This is a genomic window from Proteus sp. CA142267 (genome assembly GCF_003336825.1).
GTDB lineage: Bacteria > Pseudomonadota > Gammaproteobacteria > Enterobacterales > Enterobacteriaceae > Proteus > Proteus terrae.
This window is the reverse complement of the sequence record NZ_QPMG01000001.1, coordinates 294,510-314,536: the sequence shown is the minus strand read 5'-3', so window position 1 is coordinate 314,536 and position 20,027 is coordinate 294,510. Positions and strand designations below refer to the sequence as shown.

General features: G+C 36.8%; 17 protein-coding genes and 1 tRNA gene. 8 read left to right on the top strand and 10 right to left on the bottom strand.

Annotated features, from left to right (window positions below; genetic code table 11):
• Positions 1-49: 49 nt before the first annotated feature.
• The 3 genes from C0T34_RS01450 to budA form a co-directional block, all read right to left on the bottom strand.
• The gene (locus tag C0T34_RS01450) at positions 50-478 is read right to left on the bottom strand and encodes a PPC domain-containing DNA-binding protein (protein ID WP_098942622.1); all 429 of its coding nucleotides are present in this window, start codon (positions 476-478) and stop codon (positions 50-52) included.
• A gap of 361 nt (positions 479-839) precedes the next feature.
• The gene (gene alsS / locus C0T34_RS01445; protein ID WP_109849586.1) at positions 840-2,519 is read right to left on the bottom strand and encodes an acetolactate synthase AlsS; all 1,680 of its coding nucleotides are present in this window, start codon (positions 2,517-2,519) and stop codon (positions 840-842) included.
• A 68-nt stretch (positions 2,520-2,587) separates the two neighbouring features.
• Complete coding sequence (budA, locus tag C0T34_RS01440) at positions 2,588-3,415, bottom strand: acetolactate decarboxylase (RefSeq protein WP_109849585.1); 828 nt, start codon at positions 3,413-3,415, stop codon at positions 2,588-2,590.
• A 509-nt stretch (positions 3,416-3,924) separates the two neighbouring features.
• On the opposite strand from budA, the gene C0T34_RS01435 reads away from it, so the two are divergent.
• Entirely contained in the window at positions 3,925-5,976 is a 2,052-nt protein-coding gene (locus C0T34_RS01435; protein WP_109849584.1) for a hypothetical protein, read from the top strand.
• Positions 5,977-6,079: 103 nt separating this feature from the next.
• Here C0T34_RS01435 and ychF read toward each other — a convergent pair whose 3' ends face one another.
• Both ychF and pth read right to left on the bottom strand, forming a co-directional pair.
• Positions 6,080-7,171: a redox-regulated ATPase YchF gene (ychF, locus tag C0T34_RS01430; RefSeq protein ID WP_023582042.1), complete on the bottom strand. Its 1,092-nt coding sequence runs from the start codon at positions 7,169-7,171 to the stop codon at positions 6,080-6,082.
• 184 nt (positions 7,172-7,355) lie between these two features.
• Positions 7,356-7,940 carry an aminoacyl-tRNA hydrolase gene (gene pth / locus C0T34_RS01425; protein ID WP_036912918.1) on the bottom strand — a complete coding sequence of 195 codons (585 nt, stop codon included), beginning with the start codon at positions 7,938-7,940 and terminating at the stop codon, positions 7,356-7,358.
• Positions 7,941-8,269: 329 nt separating this feature from the next.
• Between pth and ychH the strand changes: the two genes are divergently transcribed.
• A complete protein-coding gene (gene ychH / locus C0T34_RS01420) occupies positions 8,270-8,548 on the top strand; it encodes a stress-induced protein YchH (protein ID WP_098942626.1) in 279 nt (92 codons plus the stop codon).
• Between the two features lie 226 nt (positions 8,549-8,774).
• Here ychH and prs read toward each other — a convergent pair whose 3' ends face one another.
• The 3 genes from prs to lolB form a co-directional block, all read right to left on the bottom strand.
• Entirely contained in the window at positions 8,775-9,722 is a 948-nt protein-coding gene (gene prs / locus C0T34_RS01415) for a ribose-phosphate diphosphokinase (RefSeq protein WP_036912921.1), read from the bottom strand.
• Between the two features lie 87 nt (positions 9,723-9,809).
• On the bottom strand, positions 9,810-10,685 hold the full coding sequence (gene ispE / locus C0T34_RS01410) for a 4-(cytidine 5'-diphospho)-2-C-methyl-D-erythritol kinase (RefSeq protein ID WP_098942627.1): 876 nt from the start codon (positions 10,683-10,685) through the stop codon (positions 9,810-9,812).
• Complete coding sequence (lolB, locus tag C0T34_RS01405) at positions 10,682-11,320, bottom strand: lipoprotein insertase outer membrane protein LolB (protein ID WP_098942628.1); 639 nt, start codon at positions 11,318-11,320, stop codon at positions 10,682-10,684. Before lolB ends, ispE begins: the two co-directional genes overlap by 4 nt.
• A 240-nt stretch (positions 11,321-11,560) precedes the next feature.
• On the opposite strand from lolB, the gene hemA reads away from it, so the two are divergent.
• From hemA to C0T34_RS01375, 6 genes are read left to right on the top strand one after another with little or no spacing between them, the layout of a single operon-like run.
• Positions 11,561-12,823 (top strand): glutamyl-tRNA reductase, encoded by a 1,263-nt coding sequence (gene hemA, locus C0T34_RS01400; protein WP_098942629.1) that lies wholly within the window; start codon positions 11,561-11,563, stop codon positions 12,821-12,823.
• A gap of 28 nt (positions 12,824-12,851) precedes the next feature.
• Positions 12,852-13,934, top strand: a complete 1,083-nt coding sequence (gene prfA, locus C0T34_RS01395; RefSeq protein WP_098942630.1) for a peptide chain release factor 1 — start codon at positions 12,852-12,854, stop codon at positions 13,932-13,934.
• Positions 13,934-14,782, top strand: a complete 849-nt coding sequence (gene prmC, locus C0T34_RS01390; protein WP_109849583.1) for a peptide chain release factor N(5)-glutamine methyltransferase — start codon at positions 13,934-13,936, stop codon at positions 14,780-14,782. Before prfA ends, prmC begins: the two co-directional genes overlap by 1 nt.
• Positions 14,766-15,575, top strand: coding sequence for an invasion regulator SirB1 (gene sirB1, locus C0T34_RS01385; RefSeq protein ID WP_192940924.1), 810 nt, complete (start codon positions 14,766-14,768; stop codon positions 15,573-15,575). Before prmC ends, sirB1 begins: the two co-directional genes overlap by 17 nt.
• Positions 15,576-15,632: 57 nt before the next feature.
• On the top strand, positions 15,633-16,487 hold the full coding sequence (kdsA, locus tag C0T34_RS01380; RefSeq protein ID WP_098942633.1) for a 3-deoxy-8-phosphooctulonate synthase: 855 nt from the start codon (positions 15,633-15,635) through the stop codon (positions 16,485-16,487).
• 7 nt (positions 16,488-16,494) lie between these two features.
• Positions 16,495-17,418 (top strand): TIGR01212 family radical SAM protein, encoded by a 924-nt coding sequence (locus C0T34_RS01375; protein WP_109849582.1) that lies wholly within the window; start codon positions 16,495-16,497, stop codon positions 17,416-17,418.
• 145 nt (positions 17,419-17,563) lie between these two features.
• Here C0T34_RS01375 and dauA read toward each other — a convergent pair whose 3' ends face one another.
• Together dauA and C0T34_RS01365 are read right to left on the bottom strand one after the other, a co-directional pair.
• Positions 17,564-19,264 carry a C4-dicarboxylic acid transporter DauA gene (gene dauA, locus C0T34_RS01370; RefSeq protein ID WP_098942637.1) on the bottom strand — a complete coding sequence of 567 codons (1,701 nt, stop codon included), beginning with the start codon at positions 19,262-19,264 and terminating at the stop codon, positions 17,564-17,566.
• Between the two features lie 573 nt (positions 19,265-19,837).
• Positions 19,838-19,925: transfer RNA gene (locus C0T34_RS01365), tRNA-Ser, on the bottom strand.
• Positions 19,926-20,027: the final 102 nt, after the last annotated feature.

Below are 20,027 nucleotides of genomic sequence, written 5' to 3'. Positions count from 1 at the left end.
GACTATTGGTTTTATTATTTTGCGTCAATAGCGCTTTTTTATAAAAAGGCTATTTACGCGGTGTGATGACCAACTCCTCATAACCAGAGTGTTCACAAGGCTGACGGCTAAAAGTCACTTGCTCTAACTCACCAATAACGAGCTCTAGCGTCGTGCGCACTGTACAACCTGGCATCATATGTCCACCACACATTAATCCATTTTCATCTGAAATCGCTAAATGCAAATGTTCACCTTGGTCATCTAATGTTCCAATCAGTGAAACAATTTCAAATTTACCTGTAAGATAGCGATTTTCTTCACGACCTGCAAAGCGTAATACCACATCTGTTAAACTTCCCACACAACCTGCAATAAATGCCGATTTCAGATTTTGTTCTTTAATAATCTGTCGTAATGCCATAATCACATCCTCATTAGGGAGAAGGCGAAGTGCAATAAATCGAGCATGAGAAGAAAGATGAGGTGATTGTAGCATGGTGTTATCCTAAACGATTGACGGGTGTAAATAGGAAAAGCGATACTTAAATCAAATAAGTAAAAGATTAATTATTTCGCTAATCATTGTCATTTTAGGTTTATTTTTTAAGAAAGAAAAGATTGGGCCTGTATCAGGTGGGACTAGCAAAAATACAGAATAGACTTTATTACTGTTCGAGGGTGAACTTGTAGATATAAATATCCAATCAGGAAAATAAATTTATCAAGGAGTGAGCGTAAAAATATTGAAACTCGTGTCACTGAATATTTAAATAAAAACGAACAGTAGCGCTACATTAGAAAGCCCTCAGTGATATTTTATATTGCTGGGGGCTTTTATATGATTAGTTTAAAATACACTAAATAATTAAATTGTAATCAATATGTTCCATTAGTTTAGCGTTATCTCGATAGTCAACAGGAATAGCAAGTACCGCTGGACCATCTACAGCTATTGCTTTATGTAAAACAGTACGTAATTGAGAAGCACATTCAACAGAAAATCCTTTAGCGCCAAAGGATTCCGCGTAACGTTTAAAATCAATTGCCCCAAATTTTACACCAGAATAACGACCATATTTTTCTTGCTCTTGCATTTCTACCATATTATAAGCGTTGTCCACCCAAATAATATGCAAAATATTGGTATTTAAACGAACTGCGGTTTCTAACTCCATGGACGATTGCATAAAACCACCATCACCAGAAACAGAAATAATTTTATCGGATGGTCGAACAAAAGAAGCGCCAATTCCCCAAGGTAATGCAACACCCATTGTTTGTTGTCCATTTGAAATCAGCATTTGTCTTGCTCTAAAACTATAAAGATAACGAGCGAGCCATATATGAAAACTCCCCATATCAATGCAGAGTGTTACATCGTTATCAATAATATTTTGCATCTCATGGATGATAGTTAAAGGGTGAATAGGAGAACCATGCCGAAAATAACTATTTTGTTGCAGAATTTCTCTTTGGTGACGAATTTTCTCTAAAACCTGACGAGTATTATTTGAGAGTGTAATTTGAGATGCGGATTGCTTAGTAAAATAGTGAGTTAAATTATCAATTGTTAATTTGATGTTGCCTGTTAATTCTAAATCAGGGCAGTAAGCTAAATCAATTTCAGCGGGGATCTCATCAATATGAATAATACTGGCATTATTATGATTCCATAATGACGGCTCATATTCGATAGGGCTATAACCCAGAGTAATGACTAAATCAGCGTGAGATAATAACTCATCACCCGGTTGATTATTAAATAAACCAATACGACCAGCAAATAAAGGAAAATGGCGCTGAGCAATCGCACCTGCTGATTGATAAGTACCTACAATCGGAAGAGGGCAAGTATCAAGTAGCTTTTGTAATGCTAATGCATTTTCAGGGTAACTAGCTTGTAGTCCTAATAAAATAACGGGGCTTTTGGCATTCAGCAGTAATTTAACAGCTTCTTGGATGGCATCATTATTTGCACTACCAATATTGGATTTTGATTTAGGTATTAATATTGGGCTACTCACTTCATTATTTAAAATATCCATTGGAAAAGTTAAAAAAGCGGAGCCCGGTCTTCCTGATTCTGCATGGCGAAAGGCATTAGCCAAAGTTTCGGAAATTGATTTTGAAGAATCAATTTCAGCACAAAATTTAGTAATAGGGTTAAACATGGTAACGGTATCCATGCTTTGATGAACCAGTTTTAATCTATCGGAGGATTTTACTGATCCTCCCAATGCAACTAATGGATCACCTTCAGACGTTGCTGTTGCAATGCCTGTCGCAAGATTAGAGCATCCTGACCCCGATGTTGCGATAGCGACTCCCGCTTTACCCGTTAAACGACCAACCGCAGCTGCCATAAATGCGGCGTTAGCTTCATGACGAACAACCACTGTTTCAATGCTGGAATCAACAAGAGAATCAAATACACGATCAATTTTTGCCCCCGGAATACCAAATACTTGTTTAATGCCATGTTGTTCTAATTGTTTGACAACTAAATCTGCACCACATTTCCAATGAGGAGTATTCATATAACCTTCTTTGATTTTTGCAGGTGAATAAAAAATTGGATTGAGAATAAAATGAAGCGACTTTTAAATTAATTTTCGGCTTTTTCTATTGCTTGATGGAGATTGTCTGGCATTAAGTTAGCTTGTAGAAAAGCGGATTGGCTTGGTAAATCAATGGTAAGGCGAGAAATGATGCCGATTTGTAATGTGCCCTTTTTTAAGTAGTAATCAAGAACATGACCACCGCCTTGGCGTTGTTGATTAATATAATGTTCATGAAACCCTGCAACATTTATTCCTTGAGTAAATTGTGGTGAGCGAAAACCCGCAATAGTCCCTGTTTCATTGTGAAAGTTAAAAATAGGCTGATTCTCGATAGCCTCTAACATCGGAAGGTAGGGAGGCTCTTGGCGAGGAACGGTGCGTGTTTTAACTAATTCAAATTCGCCTTCAATTCTGATTGCACAAAATAAATTATCGGAAGGAACATATTGATTAATTACATTGTGTATTTCTTTTTGTGATGCACCATAAGAAAAGTGATGTTCAATATCACAATTAAAAAATGTCATTACAGCAAAAGGAGATTTTTGAGAATTTAATGCCTTTCGCGCACTACCATCAGAGCGTAGCTGAAAAACATTACTGTCGAATGCAACTAATTCACCATCAAGTTGATTGAACGTTCCTAAACCGAAATCACCATGCTTTAATAAATCAGCAATAGTGATATCACTGTCATATACACCCACAATTAAACTACTCATTAATGAATTTTGATAAACAGTACACTCGGGATGATTATTAATATAATTATTTAAGTTGTTTATTATTTCTTGCCCACATTGGCAACCACTCTCTTTATTTTGTTTGATATCGCTATTATCTCGCATGTTATATTTAAGACTGCTGTTCATAATAAAACCGATCCTTATTAAATAAAGATAACCATTGATTGACTATCAAATTTATTATTAAACCAATACATAAATTTTTCAAATGTTTTAATTGTTATTGAATAGTGTGTGATAGTTGTATACTTAAAAAATAAGTATAGATTATTTTTTTGTGTGGTTTAATAAACCTTATTAAGTTAAGTTGTTCTGATATTTAATTTATTATTGATTTATTATTGATTTATTATTGATGGGTTTTATTAAACTTTTTTATATCAAAGCAAAGTTTAAAATAGTTGATTTTAAAATCGAATCATTTGTGTGGGTAGGTAAATTTTTCATCATGATTTCTACAATTTTTAGAACGAAAAATCTGATTGTGGTTGTTTTATTTTAGAAGAAGGAAATTATAAAGCTTCAATTTGCTAATTTGGTTGCTTTTTTAAAGTATAAGTAATTAGAAATAATATAGTAATTCAATAATTTTTGATTATATTATATTGTATTTTTTAAGCTTTGTAGGAGGGGTTTTGAATAATATATATTTATATTTGAGTTCTCGTATTGCTGGGAATAGTTTGTCTGCTGTTGATTTGGCAAAAAACAACCCAACAAAGAGCAATTTTTCTTTTGCAAAGAAGTTATTAGCAATAAAAATGAAAATAACTGCAATGAAAATACAAAAAAATAATGGCGATAGTATTTTTTATAAACAAAAAGAAAGTAAATATGAAATGTTATTTCAAAGGTTGGAAGCAATTAAAAAAATTAATAAATATCAAAAGAAATATGATTATTATGATAGCCCTGGCGATAAATTTAAAATAATGTATGAAGAAATTTGTATGAGAATAAAAGAATCAGATGTTTCTTTAACTAAAGAAAAATTAAATGAATTGATAAGTATCAATAAAAAAATTGAACGCTGTAATGATTATAGAAATATACATATTGATGCAAATGACTTAAGGAGTTTTTGTTTAAAAAATAGAGACTTAAGCAATATGAAATTTAAAGTGTCAACTAAAGATTTTGATATTAAGAATGTAAATATCGACTTTTCCAATTCATGTCTAAAAGGTGTGGACTTAAGTGATGTAAGTATAGATGGTGCAATATATAGAGGTGCTGATTTAGCCAATGCTAAAATTAAGATTAGTGTTGGAAAATATCTAACCGATTTTTCAAATGCAAAGCTTGATGGAGCAACGATGCATTTCTCTGACAGTGAGTTTTTAAACTCTCATTTAAATGAGGATCTTTATGAAAACACGTCGTTTGATATTATTAAAACTATAAGTGATAAATATAAAGGAATAAAAGTATCTCTTGTTAAAGATATTATAAAAAAAATAAATGTAGCTGAGATGACGGACAAAGTTCCTATAGGTTCAATAATAAAAAATCTTATAGGTATGAGTTTTTGTATGGAAGATGAAACTATCTCTAATTTTATTAAGCAGTTATTTGAAGTTAAATGTGCGAATAAGCAAGAGAAAGATTTTGATTTTCATATGAAAGATAAATACATAATGACTTATTTAAATCTTCTTTCTGATTTTTACAATGTTCAAGAATTAAAAAATTTCATGTTAAATAGAAATGGTAGTTTTATTAAATTAATGACTTTATCTCTTTATCATGATGATGAAAAAATCAGAGAGAAAGCTAGAGTTTTATATAACAGATATCTTGAACTTGATGAAGTAAAGCCTTTTGTGGGGAAAACTAATTTTAGTAACGGGTGTTATCGTGTTAACTGGAAAAGTAAAGAATATAATAATTACATTCTTGTTAGTGAAAATAACGCTATGATAATTAATCATAAAAATATAACTAAAATGCTATTTAATAAATACATGGAGTGTGATGTAAAATGGAATAAGTATTTTTATTATTATGATGGGAAGTATAAAAAAAATGATTATAGTGATAATGACTTTTTATTTAATAAAACTTTTAAAATTTTTAGAAATAATTATAACATGTCTGTTAATAAAATTAAAATTGATAAGTTTTTATCGTTAATTAACCTTGGTAATTACCAAAAATATTTCCAATCAAAATGGATGGGAATACCTACCTCTTTTCAGGAAGATTTTCTTGATACGAAAAAGTATAAAGATATATCAATAATATTTGAAAATTTATTACTCATTCATGATAATAAAAAAGAAAATATTTCACTTAAACCTGGGCATTATAAAAGTATTTGTAATGTTTTTGAATTGACGTCGTTAGATAATAAAGAAAAATCTAAATATTTACTGAGTCTTGCTATATTGTTTATTGATTTTGTGTATGAATTTGTTTTTGATGTATATAAAAAAGAATACTATCAACCTATATTAAATTATGTATGTGCATTAATAAATAAAGCAAATGAATTAAATATAGAATTGATGGGCAGTAAATATCCGAAATGGATTGATTCATTTTCTGAATATGATATGGAGAAGTATTCTAAAATTAAAGATACTTTATTGAAAATGAAAAAACATGCAAATAAATACTTTGAATCGATTTATCAGAAAATAATACCTTTACATTGGCAAAGTACTAAAGATAAATATTTATCTTAAGAAAAATGGAATATATCTTTTATCTTATTACTTATTAATTAATAGAAAACCACGTATTTGAATATTCCTCAAATTACGTGGTTTTCTATTATGTGGGGGGAAATTAGACGTTGAACAAGAAGTTCATTACATCGCCGTCTTGAACGATATATTCTTTACCTTCTGCACGCATTTTTCCTGCTTCTTTAGCGCCTTGCTCACCACCGTAAGTGATAAAATCGTTATAAGCGATAGTTTGAGCACGGATAAAGCCTTTCTCAAAGTCAGTGTGTATTTTACCTGCCGCTTGTGGCGCTGTTGCACCTACAGGGATTGTCCATGCGCGTACTTCTTTAACACCAGCAGTGAAGTAAGTTTGTAAGTTCAGTAGTGCATAACCAGCACGAATTACACGGTTTAAGCCAGGCTCTTCAATGCCTAAATCTTGCATAAACTCTTCACGTTCTGCATCTTCTAACTCAGCAATATCTGCTTCGATAGCGGCACAAACAGGAACAACTACAGAGCCTTCTGCTTCTGCGATTTTGCGAACAGTTTCAAGATATGGGTTATTTTCAAAACCATCTTCATTAACGTTTGCAATATACATTGTTGGTTTTAACGTTAAGAAGCTTAAATAACGAATAGTTGCTTTTTCTTCTTCAGTTAAATCTAAAGCGCGTAACATACCTGCGTTTTCTAAATGCGGTAAGCATTTTTCTAACACTTCCATTTCTGCTTTAGCAATTTTATCGCCACCTTTTGCTTTTTTCTGATTACGGTGCATCGCACGCTCACAGGTATCTAAGTCAGAAAGGGCTAATTCAGTATTAATGGTTTCGATATCTTCAGCAGGATCAACTTTACCTGCAACGTGAATGATATTGTCATTTTCAAAACAACGAACCACATGGCCAATCGCTTCAGTTTCACGAATATTTGTTAGGAATTGGTTACCTAAACCTTCACCCTTAGATGCACCTTTTACTAAACCTGCGATATCAACAAATTCCATTGTTGTTGGTAAAATACGCTGTGGTTTAACAATTTCAGCTAGTTTATCTAAGCGAGGATCAGGCATTGGAACAACACCTGTGTTTGGCTCGATAGTACAGAATGGGAAGTTGGCTGCCTCAATACCTGCCTTAGTTAAGGCATTAAACAGTGTAGATTTCCCTACGTTAGGCAGACCGACGATACCACATTTAAATCCCATAAACGTTCACCTTGTCACATAAAAACAACAGGAGGGAGTATTCCTGTTGTGTGCTGTTAAAAAAATTTGGCGCTATTATAGAGCAAATCCCTGTTTGATTAAATCATCAGGGATTAATCGCACAAAAGAAGAGGGGAGTTTTACCCTCTGAATATTAAAATTACTTAATTTATCAATATAATGATTACGCTTTAAAGCTATGTAAGCGGTTTATTGCTTTCTCATAACCATCACGCATTAAAATGTCTGTGCATGAAAGAGCTTCATCAATAGCGTCATCAATTAATTTTTGTTCACTCATTGGTGGCTTGCCTAAGACAAAACCAACAACTTTATTTTTATCACCAGGGTGACCAATACCAATGCGTAAACGATAGAAGTTCGGATTATTAGCAAACTTACTTTGAATATCTTTTAATCCGTTATGACCGCCATTGCCACCACCTAACTTCATTTTGACAACACCGGGTGGTAAATCGAGTTCATCATGTGCAACTAAAATTTCATCAAGCTCGATACGATAGAAATTTGCCATCGCCTGTACTGCTTTACCACTTAAGTTCATAAAAGTTGTAGGCACTAATAATCGAACATCATTACCATTCAAATTAATGCGTGCGGTATAACCAAAGAATTTGCTCTCTTCTTTTAGAGATTGTTGATGACGTTGAGCCAATAAATCAACATACCAAGCACCCGCATTATGGCGAGTCTGGGCATAATCTGCACCGGGGTTTGCTAACCCGACGATAAGTTTAATTTTACTCACAATAGCCTTTCACTGTTATCGTCTTAAAAGAAAGGCCATAGTTTACCTGTCTAAGCTCAGAAGCACAAAATAGATTACATAGAATGTTTTTTGGGAATGACCGCTTTTGGATTTAACAAAAAGAGCTAAAATGACAAAATTGGTGTCATTTTCTTCTTTTGAAAGAAAAAAACACATTTTTTGTTAAGAATTGTCAATAAATTTCGGAGCGATGTGATCGCTTCGACAATAACTCCTTAGTATTTATGGCTATAATAACTGCAAAGAACAAAAGGTTATTCGATGTATTTTGTTGTTGAATCGTCTGACGACGCGCTTGGAGGTGCAACATGAAATATAAACATGCATATGCAGTTGGTAATTTATGTATGGCTACGGGGATGATTGTTATGCTCGGTAGTCTCGGTTATACGCTTCTTACTCATATTTTCCCATTAGGACTCCCTGAGTTTTTATCAGATATCTCTTTAATGGGGATCTTTATTGGTGCTTTGGTTTGGTTAGCAGGCGCCCGTATTGGTGGTAGAGAAACAATAGCAGAAAGATATTGGTGGTTACGTAACCATGATGAACGTTATCGTCGTCATGACAATCACCGTTATCCATAATGTTGTTATCACAAACAAATATCAGATTAGATAAAAATAACAATGAAGTTAATAACTGATATTAAGTGAATAATAGTTGTCATTATGCGTTGTAATACACACCTATAGACCCGTTTAATGATAACGGGTTTTTTTGTTGCCTAAAAGAAAAAATAACAAAAAACCCGCTATAACAAACGCTATAGCGGGTTTAGTTATCTCAAATTGCAATGAATGTTATAACAAATTAATGTTCAAACATCGCAGAGATTGACTCTTCATTGCTAATGCGACGAATTGCTTCAGCCAGCATGCCAGAAAGGGTCAATGAGCGGACTTTATTTAATGCTTTGATTTCTGCTGATAACGGAATTGTATCGCAGACAACCACTTCATCAATAACAGAGCTTTTGATGTTCTCAACAGCATTACCAGAGAAGATTGGGTGAGTCGCGTAAGCAAATACACGTTTAGCACCACGTTCTTTCAGCGCTTCAGCTGCTTTACACAATGTACCGCCTGTGTCGATCATATCGTCAACAAGGATACAGTCGCGGTTAGCAACATCACCAATAATATGCATAACTTGAGAAACGTTAGCACGAGGGCGACGTTTATCAATGATAGCCATATCAGTGTCATTCAGAAGCTTAGCGATAGCGCGAGCACGAACAACACCGCCAATATCTGGAGAAACAACAATAGGGTTGTCCAAATCTTTTTGAAGCATATCTTCTAAAAGAATCGGGCTGCCGAAGACATTGTCAACCGGTACATCAAAGAACCCTTGGATTTGTTCTGCGTGTAAGTCACAGGTTAAAACACGGTCTACGCCTACACTAGATAAGAAATCCGCAACAACTTTTGCCGTAATAGGAACACGGGCTGAACGAACACGGCGATCCTGACGGGCATAACCGAAGTAAGGAATAACAGCAGTGATACGACCAGCGGAAGCTCGACGTAATGCGTCAACCATGACCACTAATTCCATTAAGTTATCATTAGTAGGTGCACAGGTTGATTGAATGATAAATACATCACCACCACGTACGTTTTCGTTGATTTGCACACTGACTTCACCATCGCTAAAACGACCTACAGCCGCGTCTCCTAGGCTAGTGTAGAGTCGGTTGGCAACACGTTGAGCCAGTTCCGGGGTTGCGTTACCAGCAAAAAGCTTCATATCGGGCACGAGAAAAACCTCAGGCTTGCGTCCAGAGAGAGATATTGTTGACCAGTAAAGAACGTGTTTATGAACATAAGGTTTGTAAACATCATCTTACGGGTGCAATAACACAGGTATCCTTGAGCGGAATAAATGCAGAGGAGAAATGTTGGCGCCTTGCGCTACAAATCCATGCACCCACTCAGGGGCGTTAACTAACACTTCACTAGCGGCAACTTGTGAGTCGAACTCACCAAACACACAGGCACCTGTCCCAGTTAAGCGTGACGGTGCATATTCTAACAGCCACGAAAGCAGATATTCAACCTCACGAAAACGTTTTCTTGCGATCATTTCACAGTCATTTTCGAACGGAGCCTTTAATAATGCGCCAAGAGAGCGAATAGGAGAATTACGTTTTAATTCTGGATCTGTGAAGATTGTCGGTGTTGGAATGGAAATTCCGGGGTGTGCGACCAAATACCATTGCTCTTTTGGCTCTGCAGGGGTCAAAATTTCACCAACGCCTTCGGCAAACGCGGCATGACCTTTTACAAAAACAGGAACATCTGCACCTAAACTTACCCCTAATTCGGCTAAGGTTTCATCACTTAAACCCGCTTGCCAGTGGTGATTAAGTGCAATTAATGTTGTTGCTGCGTTAGAGGAACCTCCACCTAAGCCACCTCCCATAGGAAGTTTTTTATCAATACTGATATCAGCGCCGTGATACTGCAAAGGAATATTATGTTGCTGGCAATAATCACGAAGTAATTTAGCGGCTTTAATAATTAAATTATCTTTATCTTCTACACCATCAATCGGCGTCAAGATAGTTAACTGGGTATCATCACGAGGTGTAATAGTGAGTGTGTCACCATAATCTAAAAATTGAAATAACGTTTGTAAATTATGATAACCATCAGGGCGTTTCCCCGTGATGTAGAGAAAAAGATTTAATTTGGCGGGAGAAGGCCAACTTAGAGTCATTGCTGTATATCCCAGTTATCCATTTTTAATTTGATAGTGCGTTCACCTTGTTTTAACTCAAGGCGCTGTGGCAGATTGGGTGTGGTACTTGAATCATAAGCTTGGTAAGTCACAATCCAATCGCCTTCAGGGGCAGGTAATGTAACAGATTTTAGTAAGTGATTAGCATCTAACGTGAAATCAGTTGCGTCACCCGGTAAACCAATGAGCCAAGCACGCAGGTTTTTGAGTGGAATAACCATACCTGTGAGCTGGTAAATCATCTCAGCAGGGTTATCGCTATAATATTTTTTACCATTATTATCGGTAACTTCAATCACACCAGGCATGACATTTAAATCGAGTTCTGTTGTGCCTAAAGGATTGGTAAGCAATAAGCGGTAACGCTCATCGGCTCTGTCTTGCCAATAGAATCGAGCATAGGTTTTGTTTGTATCTTCGATATAAGCAAAAGCGCCTCGGGTTTCATATTGTGAAATTTTCTTTAATGCTTGCTGGCGAGCTTGCCATTGCACATCGTTATCAGATGCCGAGCCTTGAGTCTTTATCTGATTTAGATTACAGGCACTCAGCAACAACGCCGTTAGCGGGATAAGGCGCAGCAGTTGGTTGGTTGAAAAAAAGCGTGAACGCATAGCTGAGACATTCCTTTAATTCGTTATTAGTTGAAAAAAAGAGTATCATAAACCTTATGATATAACGATATTTCGTTAAATTGTGTATAGAAATCTCCTATCACTCAAGTAAGCTCTTTTATTGAATCTGTTCATCAAGTAGAATGGCGGAAATGAAGAGTCCATACTAAATGCGCTGTTTTAGGTTTACACTAAGTCAAGTCGCGAGGCGGTATTTATTCATAACTCGATATAGTTGATATGACGTTATTAGCATTAGGTATTAATCATAAAACAGCCCCCGTTGCTTTACGTGAGAAAGTCTCTTTTTCTCCCGATACTATGGGTGATGCCTTGAATAACCTCTTACAGCAACCCGCTGTCAGAGGTGGTGTCGTGCTGTCTACTTGTAACCGTACTGAGCTCTATCTTAGTATGGAAGACAAAGAAAATAGCCATGAACAGCTTATTCGCTGGTTATGTCAATATCACCAAATAGAGCCAAATGAACTGAAAAGCAGTGTTTATTGGCATCAAGATAATCAAGCTGTCAGTCATTTAATGCGAGTGGCAAGCGGTTTAGATTCTCTCGTATTAGGTGAACCTCAAATTTTAGGGCAAGTTAAAAAAGCCTTTGCCGATTCTCAAAATTATCACTCGCTCTCTTCAGAGCTGGAACGCCTGTTTCAGAAATCTTTTTCAGTTGCGAAAAGAGTGAGAACAGAGACTCAAATTGGTGCTAACGCAGTTTCTGTTGCTTTTGCGGCTTGTACATTAGCGCGTCAAATATTTGAATCGTTATCTTCTTTGACTATTTTATTAGTGGGGGCCGGTGAGACAATAGAGTTAGTCGCTCGCCATCTTCGTGAACATCAAGTCAAAAAAATCATTATTGCTAATCGAACAAAAGAACGAGCTCAGCGTTTAGCAAATGAAGTTGATGCTGAAGTCATTACATTATCAGATATTGATGAATGTCTTGCACAGGCTGATATTGTCATTAGTTCTACAGCAAGCCCATTACCGATTATTGGTAAGGGAATGGTTGAAAGAGCGCTTAAAAAACGTCGTAATCAACCAATGTTGCTGGTGGATATCGCGGTTCCTCGTGATATTGAACAAGATGTCGAAAAGCTTAATAACGTTTATCTTTATAGCGTTGATGATTTAGAAGCGATTATTCAACATAACCGTGAACAACGCCAAGCTGCTGCGATTCAAGCAGAACATATTGTCCAGCAAGAAAGTGGGCAATTTATGGATTGGTTGCGAGCACAAGGTGCTGTGGGTGCAATTCGAGAATATCGAGACAGCGCTGAAATGTTACGTGCAGAAATGACAGAAAAAGCCATCACATTGATACAAAACGGAGCGGATGCAGAAAAAATCATCCAACAGCTCTCTCATCAATTGATGAATCGTCTTATTCACACACCAACAAAATCTCTTCAACAGGCTGCCAGTGATGGTGATATTGAACGCCTGAATCTATTACGTGAAAGTTTGGGTATTACCCATAATTAACTTTGTCTAACAGGATCTTAATCTACGAATGAAGCCTTCTATTGTCGCTAAGTTGGAAGCTCTACAAGAGCGTTATGAAGAAATTCAGGCACTTCTGTCAGAAGCTGATGTTATTGCCTCTCAGGAGCGTTTTCGTGCGCTTTCAAAAGAATACTCTCAATTAACTGACGTCACGGCTTGTTTTAGCCAATGGCGAAAAGTGCAAGACGACATCGAAGCAGCAGAAATGATGCTTGATGATCCTGAAATGAAAGAGATGGCACAAGAAGAGCTGAAAGAAGCACAAGCATTAAATGATGATTTAGAACAACAGTTACAAGTGCTGTTACTGCCTAAAGATCCTGATGATGAATTTAACTGTTTCCTTGAAATTCGTGCGGGAACAGGGGGAGATGAAGCAGCATTATTTGCTGGTGATTTATTCCGTATGTATAGCCGTTATGCCGAATCACGTCGCTGGCGTATTGAAGTCATGAATGCTAACGAAGGTGAGCATGGTGGCTACAAAGAAGTTATCGCAAAAGTGGTTGGTGATGGCGCTTATGGTGTATTGAAATTCGAATCGGGTGGTCACCGTGTTCAACGTGTTCCTGAAACGGAATCTCAAGGCCGTATTCATACTTCTGCTTGTACGGTCGCTGTATTAGCTGAAGTACCGGAAGCTGAATTACCTGAAATCAGTCCAAGCGACTTGCGTATTGATACATTCCGTTCTTCAGGGGCGGGGGGGCAGCACGTTAATACCACCGATTCTGCTATCCGTATTACGCATATTCCAACAGGAATTGTGGTGGAATGTCAGGATGAGCGTTCACAGCACAAAAACAAAGCCAAAGCGATGTCTGTATTAGGTGCACGTATTCGTGCGGCTGAAATACAAAAACGCCAAGAAGCGGAAGCTTCTGAACGTCGTAACTTGTTGGGTTCTGGTGACCGTTCGGACCGAATTAGAACGTACAACTTCCCGCAAGGTCGTGTAACTGATCACCGTATCAACCTCACGTTTTATCGCTTAGATGAAGTAATGGAAGGAAAATTAGATCCCTTAATTCAGCCTATCGTAACTGAGTACCAAGCGGATCAGCTTTCTGCACTTTCTGAGTTGAATTAATGAATTATGAACAATGGCTGCGCGAAGCAGCCTTGCAATTAATTGAAAGTGACAGCCCTAAACGTGATGCTGAAATTCTACTTGGGTTCGTGACACAACGTACCCGCACTTATTTAATTGCCTTTAATGAAACGGTACTTTCGCCAGACGAGTTAGCACAATTATCGCAATTGCTGACTCGACGTATTAAAGGTGAACCTATTGCTTATTTAGTCGGTGAAAGAGAGTTTTGGTCACTGCCTTTAAAAGTCTCACCAGCAACATTAATTCCTCGTCCAGATACAGAATGCCTTGTTGAAAAAGCATTAGAAAAACTACCTTCAGAGCCGACCCATATTCTTGATTTAGGAACAGGAACAGGCGCTATTGCGTTAGCAATGGCATCAGAACGTCCAGATTGCCATATTATTGGAGTGGATTTTCAAACTGAAGCTGTGGCATTAGCGCAAGAGAATGCGACCAACTTAGCATTAAACAACACAGAATTTATGGAAAGTTGTTGGTTTAGTTCACTCTCTAGGTATCAATTTGGTATGATAATCAGTAATCCTCCTTACATTGATGAAAATGATGAGCATATTCATCAGGGGGATGTTCGTTTTGAACCTTTAACCGCATTAGTTGCTGGCAAAAATGGTTTTGCTGATATTGAGATTATCATTGAAACTGCTCGTCAGTTTTTAACTGATAATGGCTGGGTGTTACTGGAACACGGCTGGCAACAAGGCGAAGGTGTACGCAATATTTTTATTGATAAGGGTTACTGCTGTGTGGAAACTTTCCGTGATTATGGCGGTAATGAGCGAGTGACAGTAGGTCGTTGGAATTATGATAGAAACCATAGCTGATTACGAATTTAATAAAGCCCCTTTAGTTAAGGGCATGATCCTTATCTCTCAGGCTATTCGCCCTGATTTTCCGACCACTTCTGTTGGTTATCAACTAGCGCAGTTAGTTGAACAGGCCGAAGCTGAAATTCCCCAACAAGGAAATACCAAAGAGCAGATAGAAGCACTGCTAAAACTGTTTTATAAACAGTGGCACTTTAGTGGTGCAAGTGGTAAATACTGCCTTTCTGATACGTTATGGTTAGATAAAGTATTAGCGACACACGTAGGCTCTCCTGTTTCACTGGGTTCGATTCTTATTTATATCGCACAAGCGTTAAATTTACCGTTAGTGCCGGTTATCTTCCCTACACAACTTATCATCAGAATAGATATTCCTAATGAACAACCGCTATTTTTAAATCCAATAAATGGTGAATATCTATCACAACATACCTTAGAAGTTTGGTTAAAAGGGAATGTAGGTAGCGCCTCTGTATTATTAGAGGCAGATTTAGAAGAATCAGAATACAGTTCTATTATTCGTAAACTTTTGGATACATTAAAAGTTTCTTTAATGGAAGAAAAGAATATGGAGCAAGCATTAAAAGCGAGTGAAACGGTGTTAATGTTTGATCCTGAAGATCCCTACGAAATACGTGATCGTGGACTTATTTTTGCTCAGTTAGAGTGCAATCATGTAGCGATTTCTGACTTAAACTATTTTGTTGAGCAATGCCCTGAAGATCCCATTTCAGAGATGATCAAGATCCAAATTCATTCGATAGAACAAAATCCTATTGTTCTACACTAAAAATTTAAGAAACGTACTTAATTAACACAGTACATTACAAACAGTATAGGGATAAATATGCAACATAAAGTGGTGAATATTGGTGATATCAAGGTAGCAAACGACCTGCCATTTGTGCTTTTTGGTGGCATGAATGTATTAGAATCGCGCGATTTAGCCATGCGTATTTGTGAGCATTACGTCACTGTAACTCAAAAACTGAATATTCCTTATGTATTCAAAGCTTCTTTTGATAAAGCAAACCGTTCTTCAATCCACTCTTACCGTGGTCCAGGGTTAGAAGAAGGGATGAAAATTTTCCAAGAGTTGAAAGAAACTTTTGGCGTTAAAATTATTACTGATGTTCATGAAGCAGCACAGGCTCAACCGGTATCAGAAGTGGTTGATGTGATTCAGTTACCTGCATTTTTAGCGCGTCAAACTGATCTTGTTGAAGCGATGGCTAAAACTGGCGCTGTGATCAACGTAAAAAAACCTCAATTTGTAAGCCCAGGTCAAATGGGAAATATCGTCGATAAGTTTAAAGAAGGCGGTAACGACCAAGTTATCCTATGTGATCGCGGTAGTAACTTTGGTTACGATAATTTAGTTGTTGATATGTTAGGTTTCCATGTCATGATGCAGGCCTCTCAAGGTGCACCCGTTATTTTTGATGTCACCCACTCATTACAATGTCGTGACCCATTTGGTGCTGCATCGGGCGGACGTCGCGCACAAGTTGCTGAATTAGCGCGTGCAGGTATGGCTGTTGGCCTTGCTGGATTATTTCTTGAAGCTCACCCAGATCCAGATAATGCTCGTTGTGATGGTCCATCAGCGTTACCACTGGCAAAATTAGAGCCTTTCTTAGCGCAAATTAAAGCCATTGATGACTTAGTTAAAAGTTTCCCTGAGTTAGATACTAGCAAATAAAATTGTTATGCAACTGCATACGGTTGTGAATATGTTCGGCGCTGATCTTCAGCGCCGTTATCACGAAAAAATTCATAAAATCACCCTTCATGGCGGTTTCAGCTGTCCTAATCGAGATGGTACATTGGGACGGGGAGGCTGTACTTTCTGTAATGTTTCCTCTTTTGCTGATGAGAAAACACAATATCATTCAATAGAAGAACAAATTGCATTACAAGCCCAAAATATTAACCGTGCACATCGTTATCTTGCCTATTTTCAAGCCTATACCAGTACTTATGCCGAAGTAGAATACTTACGTACGTTATATGAAACCGCATTATTACAAGCGGATATGGTTGGGTTATGTGTCGGAACTCGGCCAGATTGTGTCCCTGTTAGTGTATTGGATTTATTGCAAGGTTATCGCGATAAAGGCTATGAAGTATGGTTAGAACTTGGTTTACAAACGGCTCATGATAAAACATTGAAGCACATTAATCGTGGGCATGATTTTCAATGTTATCAAGCGACCACTCGTGAAGCTCGTCGGCGAGGTTTAAAAGTGTGTACGCACCTTATTGTTGGACTGCCACGAGAAGATCATCTGTTTAATATGCAAACATTAGAGCGTGTGGTAGAGACAGGTACTGATGGGCTTAAATTACACCCATTGCATATTGTTGAAGGCAGCACGATAGCTAAAGCATGGAAAGCAGGGCGTATTAATGCATTGACGCAAGAGCAGTATGTTTATACTGCGGGTGAGATGATCCGCCATACTCTTCCTGAAATTATTTATCACCGAGTTTGTGCTAGCGCTAGAAAACCCACCTTATTAGCTCCTGAATGGTGTGAAAATCACTGGTTGGGAATGAATGCACTTTATCAAGATTTATTAAAAAAGGGTGTGCAAGGAAGTGGGATAAATAAAGTATTTATCCCTAATTAAGTGAATTATTTTTTATATTAAGAATGAGCGTTGAAATTAATAATTTCTCAAATTAAATCTTATAATTATTCATAATTAAAAACGCCTTTAATCTTTATTTAATATTGATTAAAGGCGTTAATTTTTTATCTGAAATTCTAAACCGCTACTGAATTAATTCCAAATCATCCAGTGCTTTTTGTAATGAAGGATAAAAATTCAGAGTACCTTCAATTGGTGTGACTCTTGCTCTTGCCAACGTTTTTAAAGGCTGGAAAGGAATATCACAAACAATCACATGGGTATCATTTTTAACATCGGTGACAAAATGCTGGAATGCATGTAATCCACCTGCATCTAACACAGGAACAGCATCCCATTGCATAATAACGGTTTTATAACCTTTGCTACGATCACGCAACTCATTAAAGATACGCTCAGCGGCGGCAAAGAATAATGGGCCATTAACACGTACAACTAATAATTGTTTATCATCATCAGTATAAGGAGATTCAGTTATTTTGGTCATATTGGCAATACGACGCATAAATAACAGTGAAGCCAACACAATACCGATAGTAATAGCAATAACCATATCAAAGAGAACGGTGAGCGATAAACATAAGACTAAGACAATAATATCGTCTTTAGGAGCGTGTCGAATAAGATCAATAACTTTACGCGCTTCACTCATATTCCATGCAACAATTAACAGCAATGCGGACATTGCGGCTAAAGGTAAATAAGAAAGAAAAGGAGCTAATACAAGTAAAGTTAGCAACACCAATAATGAGTGAACAATAGCAGAAACAGGTGATGTTGCACCTGCACGTACGTTAGCAGCAGAACGTGCAATTGCCGCTGTTGCTGTAATACCACCAAAGAAAGGCGCAACAATATTACCAACACCTTGCCCGACTAACTCACCATTAGAGTGATGTTTTTTGCCTGTCATACCATCAAGCACAACTGCACATAATAATGATTCGATAGCACCTAACATTGCCATTGAAAAGGCTGCAGGTAATAAAGCAGAAACAGTACTCCAATTTAATTCAAGTGATGTACCTGAACTTGGTAAATTCCAAGGTAAAACAAACTGAGGCAAAATAGGTGGAATACCTTGCCCAGTTGTTCCATCAGGAAGCATATAACTAAATTGCGAGCCAATTGTTGCAACCTCATGGCCGAACATATTCACAATTCCCATTACTGCTGTACCTGCGATTAAAGCGGGTAAGTGTCCGGGTAAGCGTAAATTCAGCTTAGGCCAATAAATTAAAACAAACAGTGTTGTCAGACCAATAAGTGTATCACCAAGATGAATAGTCGGTAATGCAGAGCCTAGAGCAATCACTTTATCAATATAAGTTTCTGGCACATGCGCTAATTCAAGACCAAAAAAGTCTTTTACTTGCATTGTGGCAATAGTGATAGCAATCCCCGAAGTAAATCCAAGTGTTACAGAAACAGGAATATACTCAATAAGCTTACCAAAGCGAGCTAATCCCATAACCACTAAGATAACGCCAGACATGAGCGTAGCAATCAATAGGCCACTCAAACCAAACTGTTGTGATACAGGATAAAGGATCACAACAAAAGCGGCAGTAGGCCCTGACACGCTGTATCGAGAGCCACCAGAAACAGCAATGACTATACCGGCAATAGCTGCGGTATAAAGACCGTATTGCGGAGGAACACCGCTACCAATTGCCAAAGCCATGGCTAAAGGTATCGCGATAATTCCGACGGTGATCCCTGCAATAATATCTTTTAATAAACGCGCAAAAGAGTAAGGCTCTTTTACACATGCATCAATAAATGCACTAAAGGGGCGAACCCGGTTAACTTTATGAGTTTTCATTTAGGATTAAACCAAAATAAGAAGTCAGATGCCGAATAACGGCGATAAGGAAAAGAGAGGATATCGCTTTTATTCGCTGATAATAATGTGATATATCAAATTATTAATGCATATCTTAAAGCTTAGTAAAAATAAAATCAATTAAACTAATAAGTTAATCTAAATAGATAACGCAATGTATCTTATTGTATTTATTCTGTTGCTTGCTTGAAAATAAAGTTTAAATTTATTTTAAAATTATAAAAAGCGTTTTATTTTAGAATAAATGTCGTTCAGATATAGGATAATAAAAAACTTTTTACGTTATAAAAATCGGATAGAGTTAAATAACAACTACATAAGTTGTTTTAACTCATTAAAATTAATAATCAAAGGTTATTAAGCGATGATAAATTATTAAATAAAACGATTAAGCAAAAAATAAAATAAAAATGTGTTGTATAATAATATCATCAAAAAATGAAGAATTGATGGATATAAACAAATCAGTGAAGAGGAAACGAGACCAAGAAGGTGGAAATTTCGGACAAAAAAATAGAGCCTAGTTAAAAAACTAGGCTCTATCTTAGAATATGGCGGTGAGAGAGGGATTCGAACCCTCGATACGTTGCCGTATACACACTTTCCAGGCGTGCTCCTTCAGCCTCTCGGACATCTCACCATATTGTTGTTGGACATATACTTAATATCTCTCAACGGGGCGCTACTATAGGGAAAAGGTTTATAAGCGTCAACAGCTAAATGCATTTTTCCTTTAACTTTT

Bases quoted from the DNA above. Each gene is read 5' to 3' on its own strand.
- C0T34_RS01375 (WP_109849582.1), top strand. From the start codon at position 16,495: ATGCAACTGCATACGGTTGTGAATATGTTCGGCGCTGATCTTCAGCGC.
- budA (WP_109849585.1), bottom strand. From the start codon at position 3,415: ATGAACAGCAGTCTTAAATATAACATGCGAGATAATAGCGATATCAAA.
- ispE (WP_098942627.1), bottom strand. From the start codon at position 10,685: ATGACTCTAAGTTGGCCTTCTCCCGCCAAATTAAATCTTTTTCTCTAC.
- kdsA (WP_098942633.1), top strand. From the start codon at position 15,633: ATGCAACATAAAGTGGTGAATATTGGTGATATCAAGGTAGCAAACGAC.
- C0T34_RS01450 (WP_098942622.1), bottom strand. From the start codon at position 478: ATGCTACAATCACCTCATCTTTCTTCTCATGCTCGATTTATTGCACTT.
- ychH (WP_098942626.1), top strand. From the start codon at position 8,270: ATGAAATATAAACATGCATATGCAGTTGGTAATTTATGTATGGCTACG.
- dauA (WP_098942637.1), bottom strand. From the start codon at position 19,264: ATGAAAACTCATAAAGTTAACCGGGTTCGCCCCTTTAGTGCATTTATT.
- lolB (WP_098942628.1), bottom strand. From the start codon at position 11,320: ATGCGTTCACGCTTTTTTTCAACCAACCAACTGCTGCGCCTTATCCCG.
- alsS (WP_109849586.1), bottom strand. From the start codon at position 2,519: ATGAATACTCCTCATTGGAAATGTGGTGCAGATTTAGTTGTCAAACAA.
- prfA (WP_098942630.1), top strand. From the start codon at position 12,852: ATGAAGCCTTCTATTGTCGCTAAGTTGGAAGCTCTACAAGAGCGTTAT.
- hemA (WP_098942629.1), top strand. From the start codon at position 11,561: ATGACGTTATTAGCATTAGGTATTAATCATAAAACAGCCCCCGTTGCT.
- prmC (WP_109849583.1), top strand. From the start codon at position 13,934: ATGAATTATGAACAATGGCTGCGCGAAGCAGCCTTGCAATTAATTGAA.
- ychF (WP_023582042.1), bottom strand. From the start codon at position 7,171: ATGGGATTTAAATGTGGTATCGTCGGTCTGCCTAACGTAGGGAAATCT.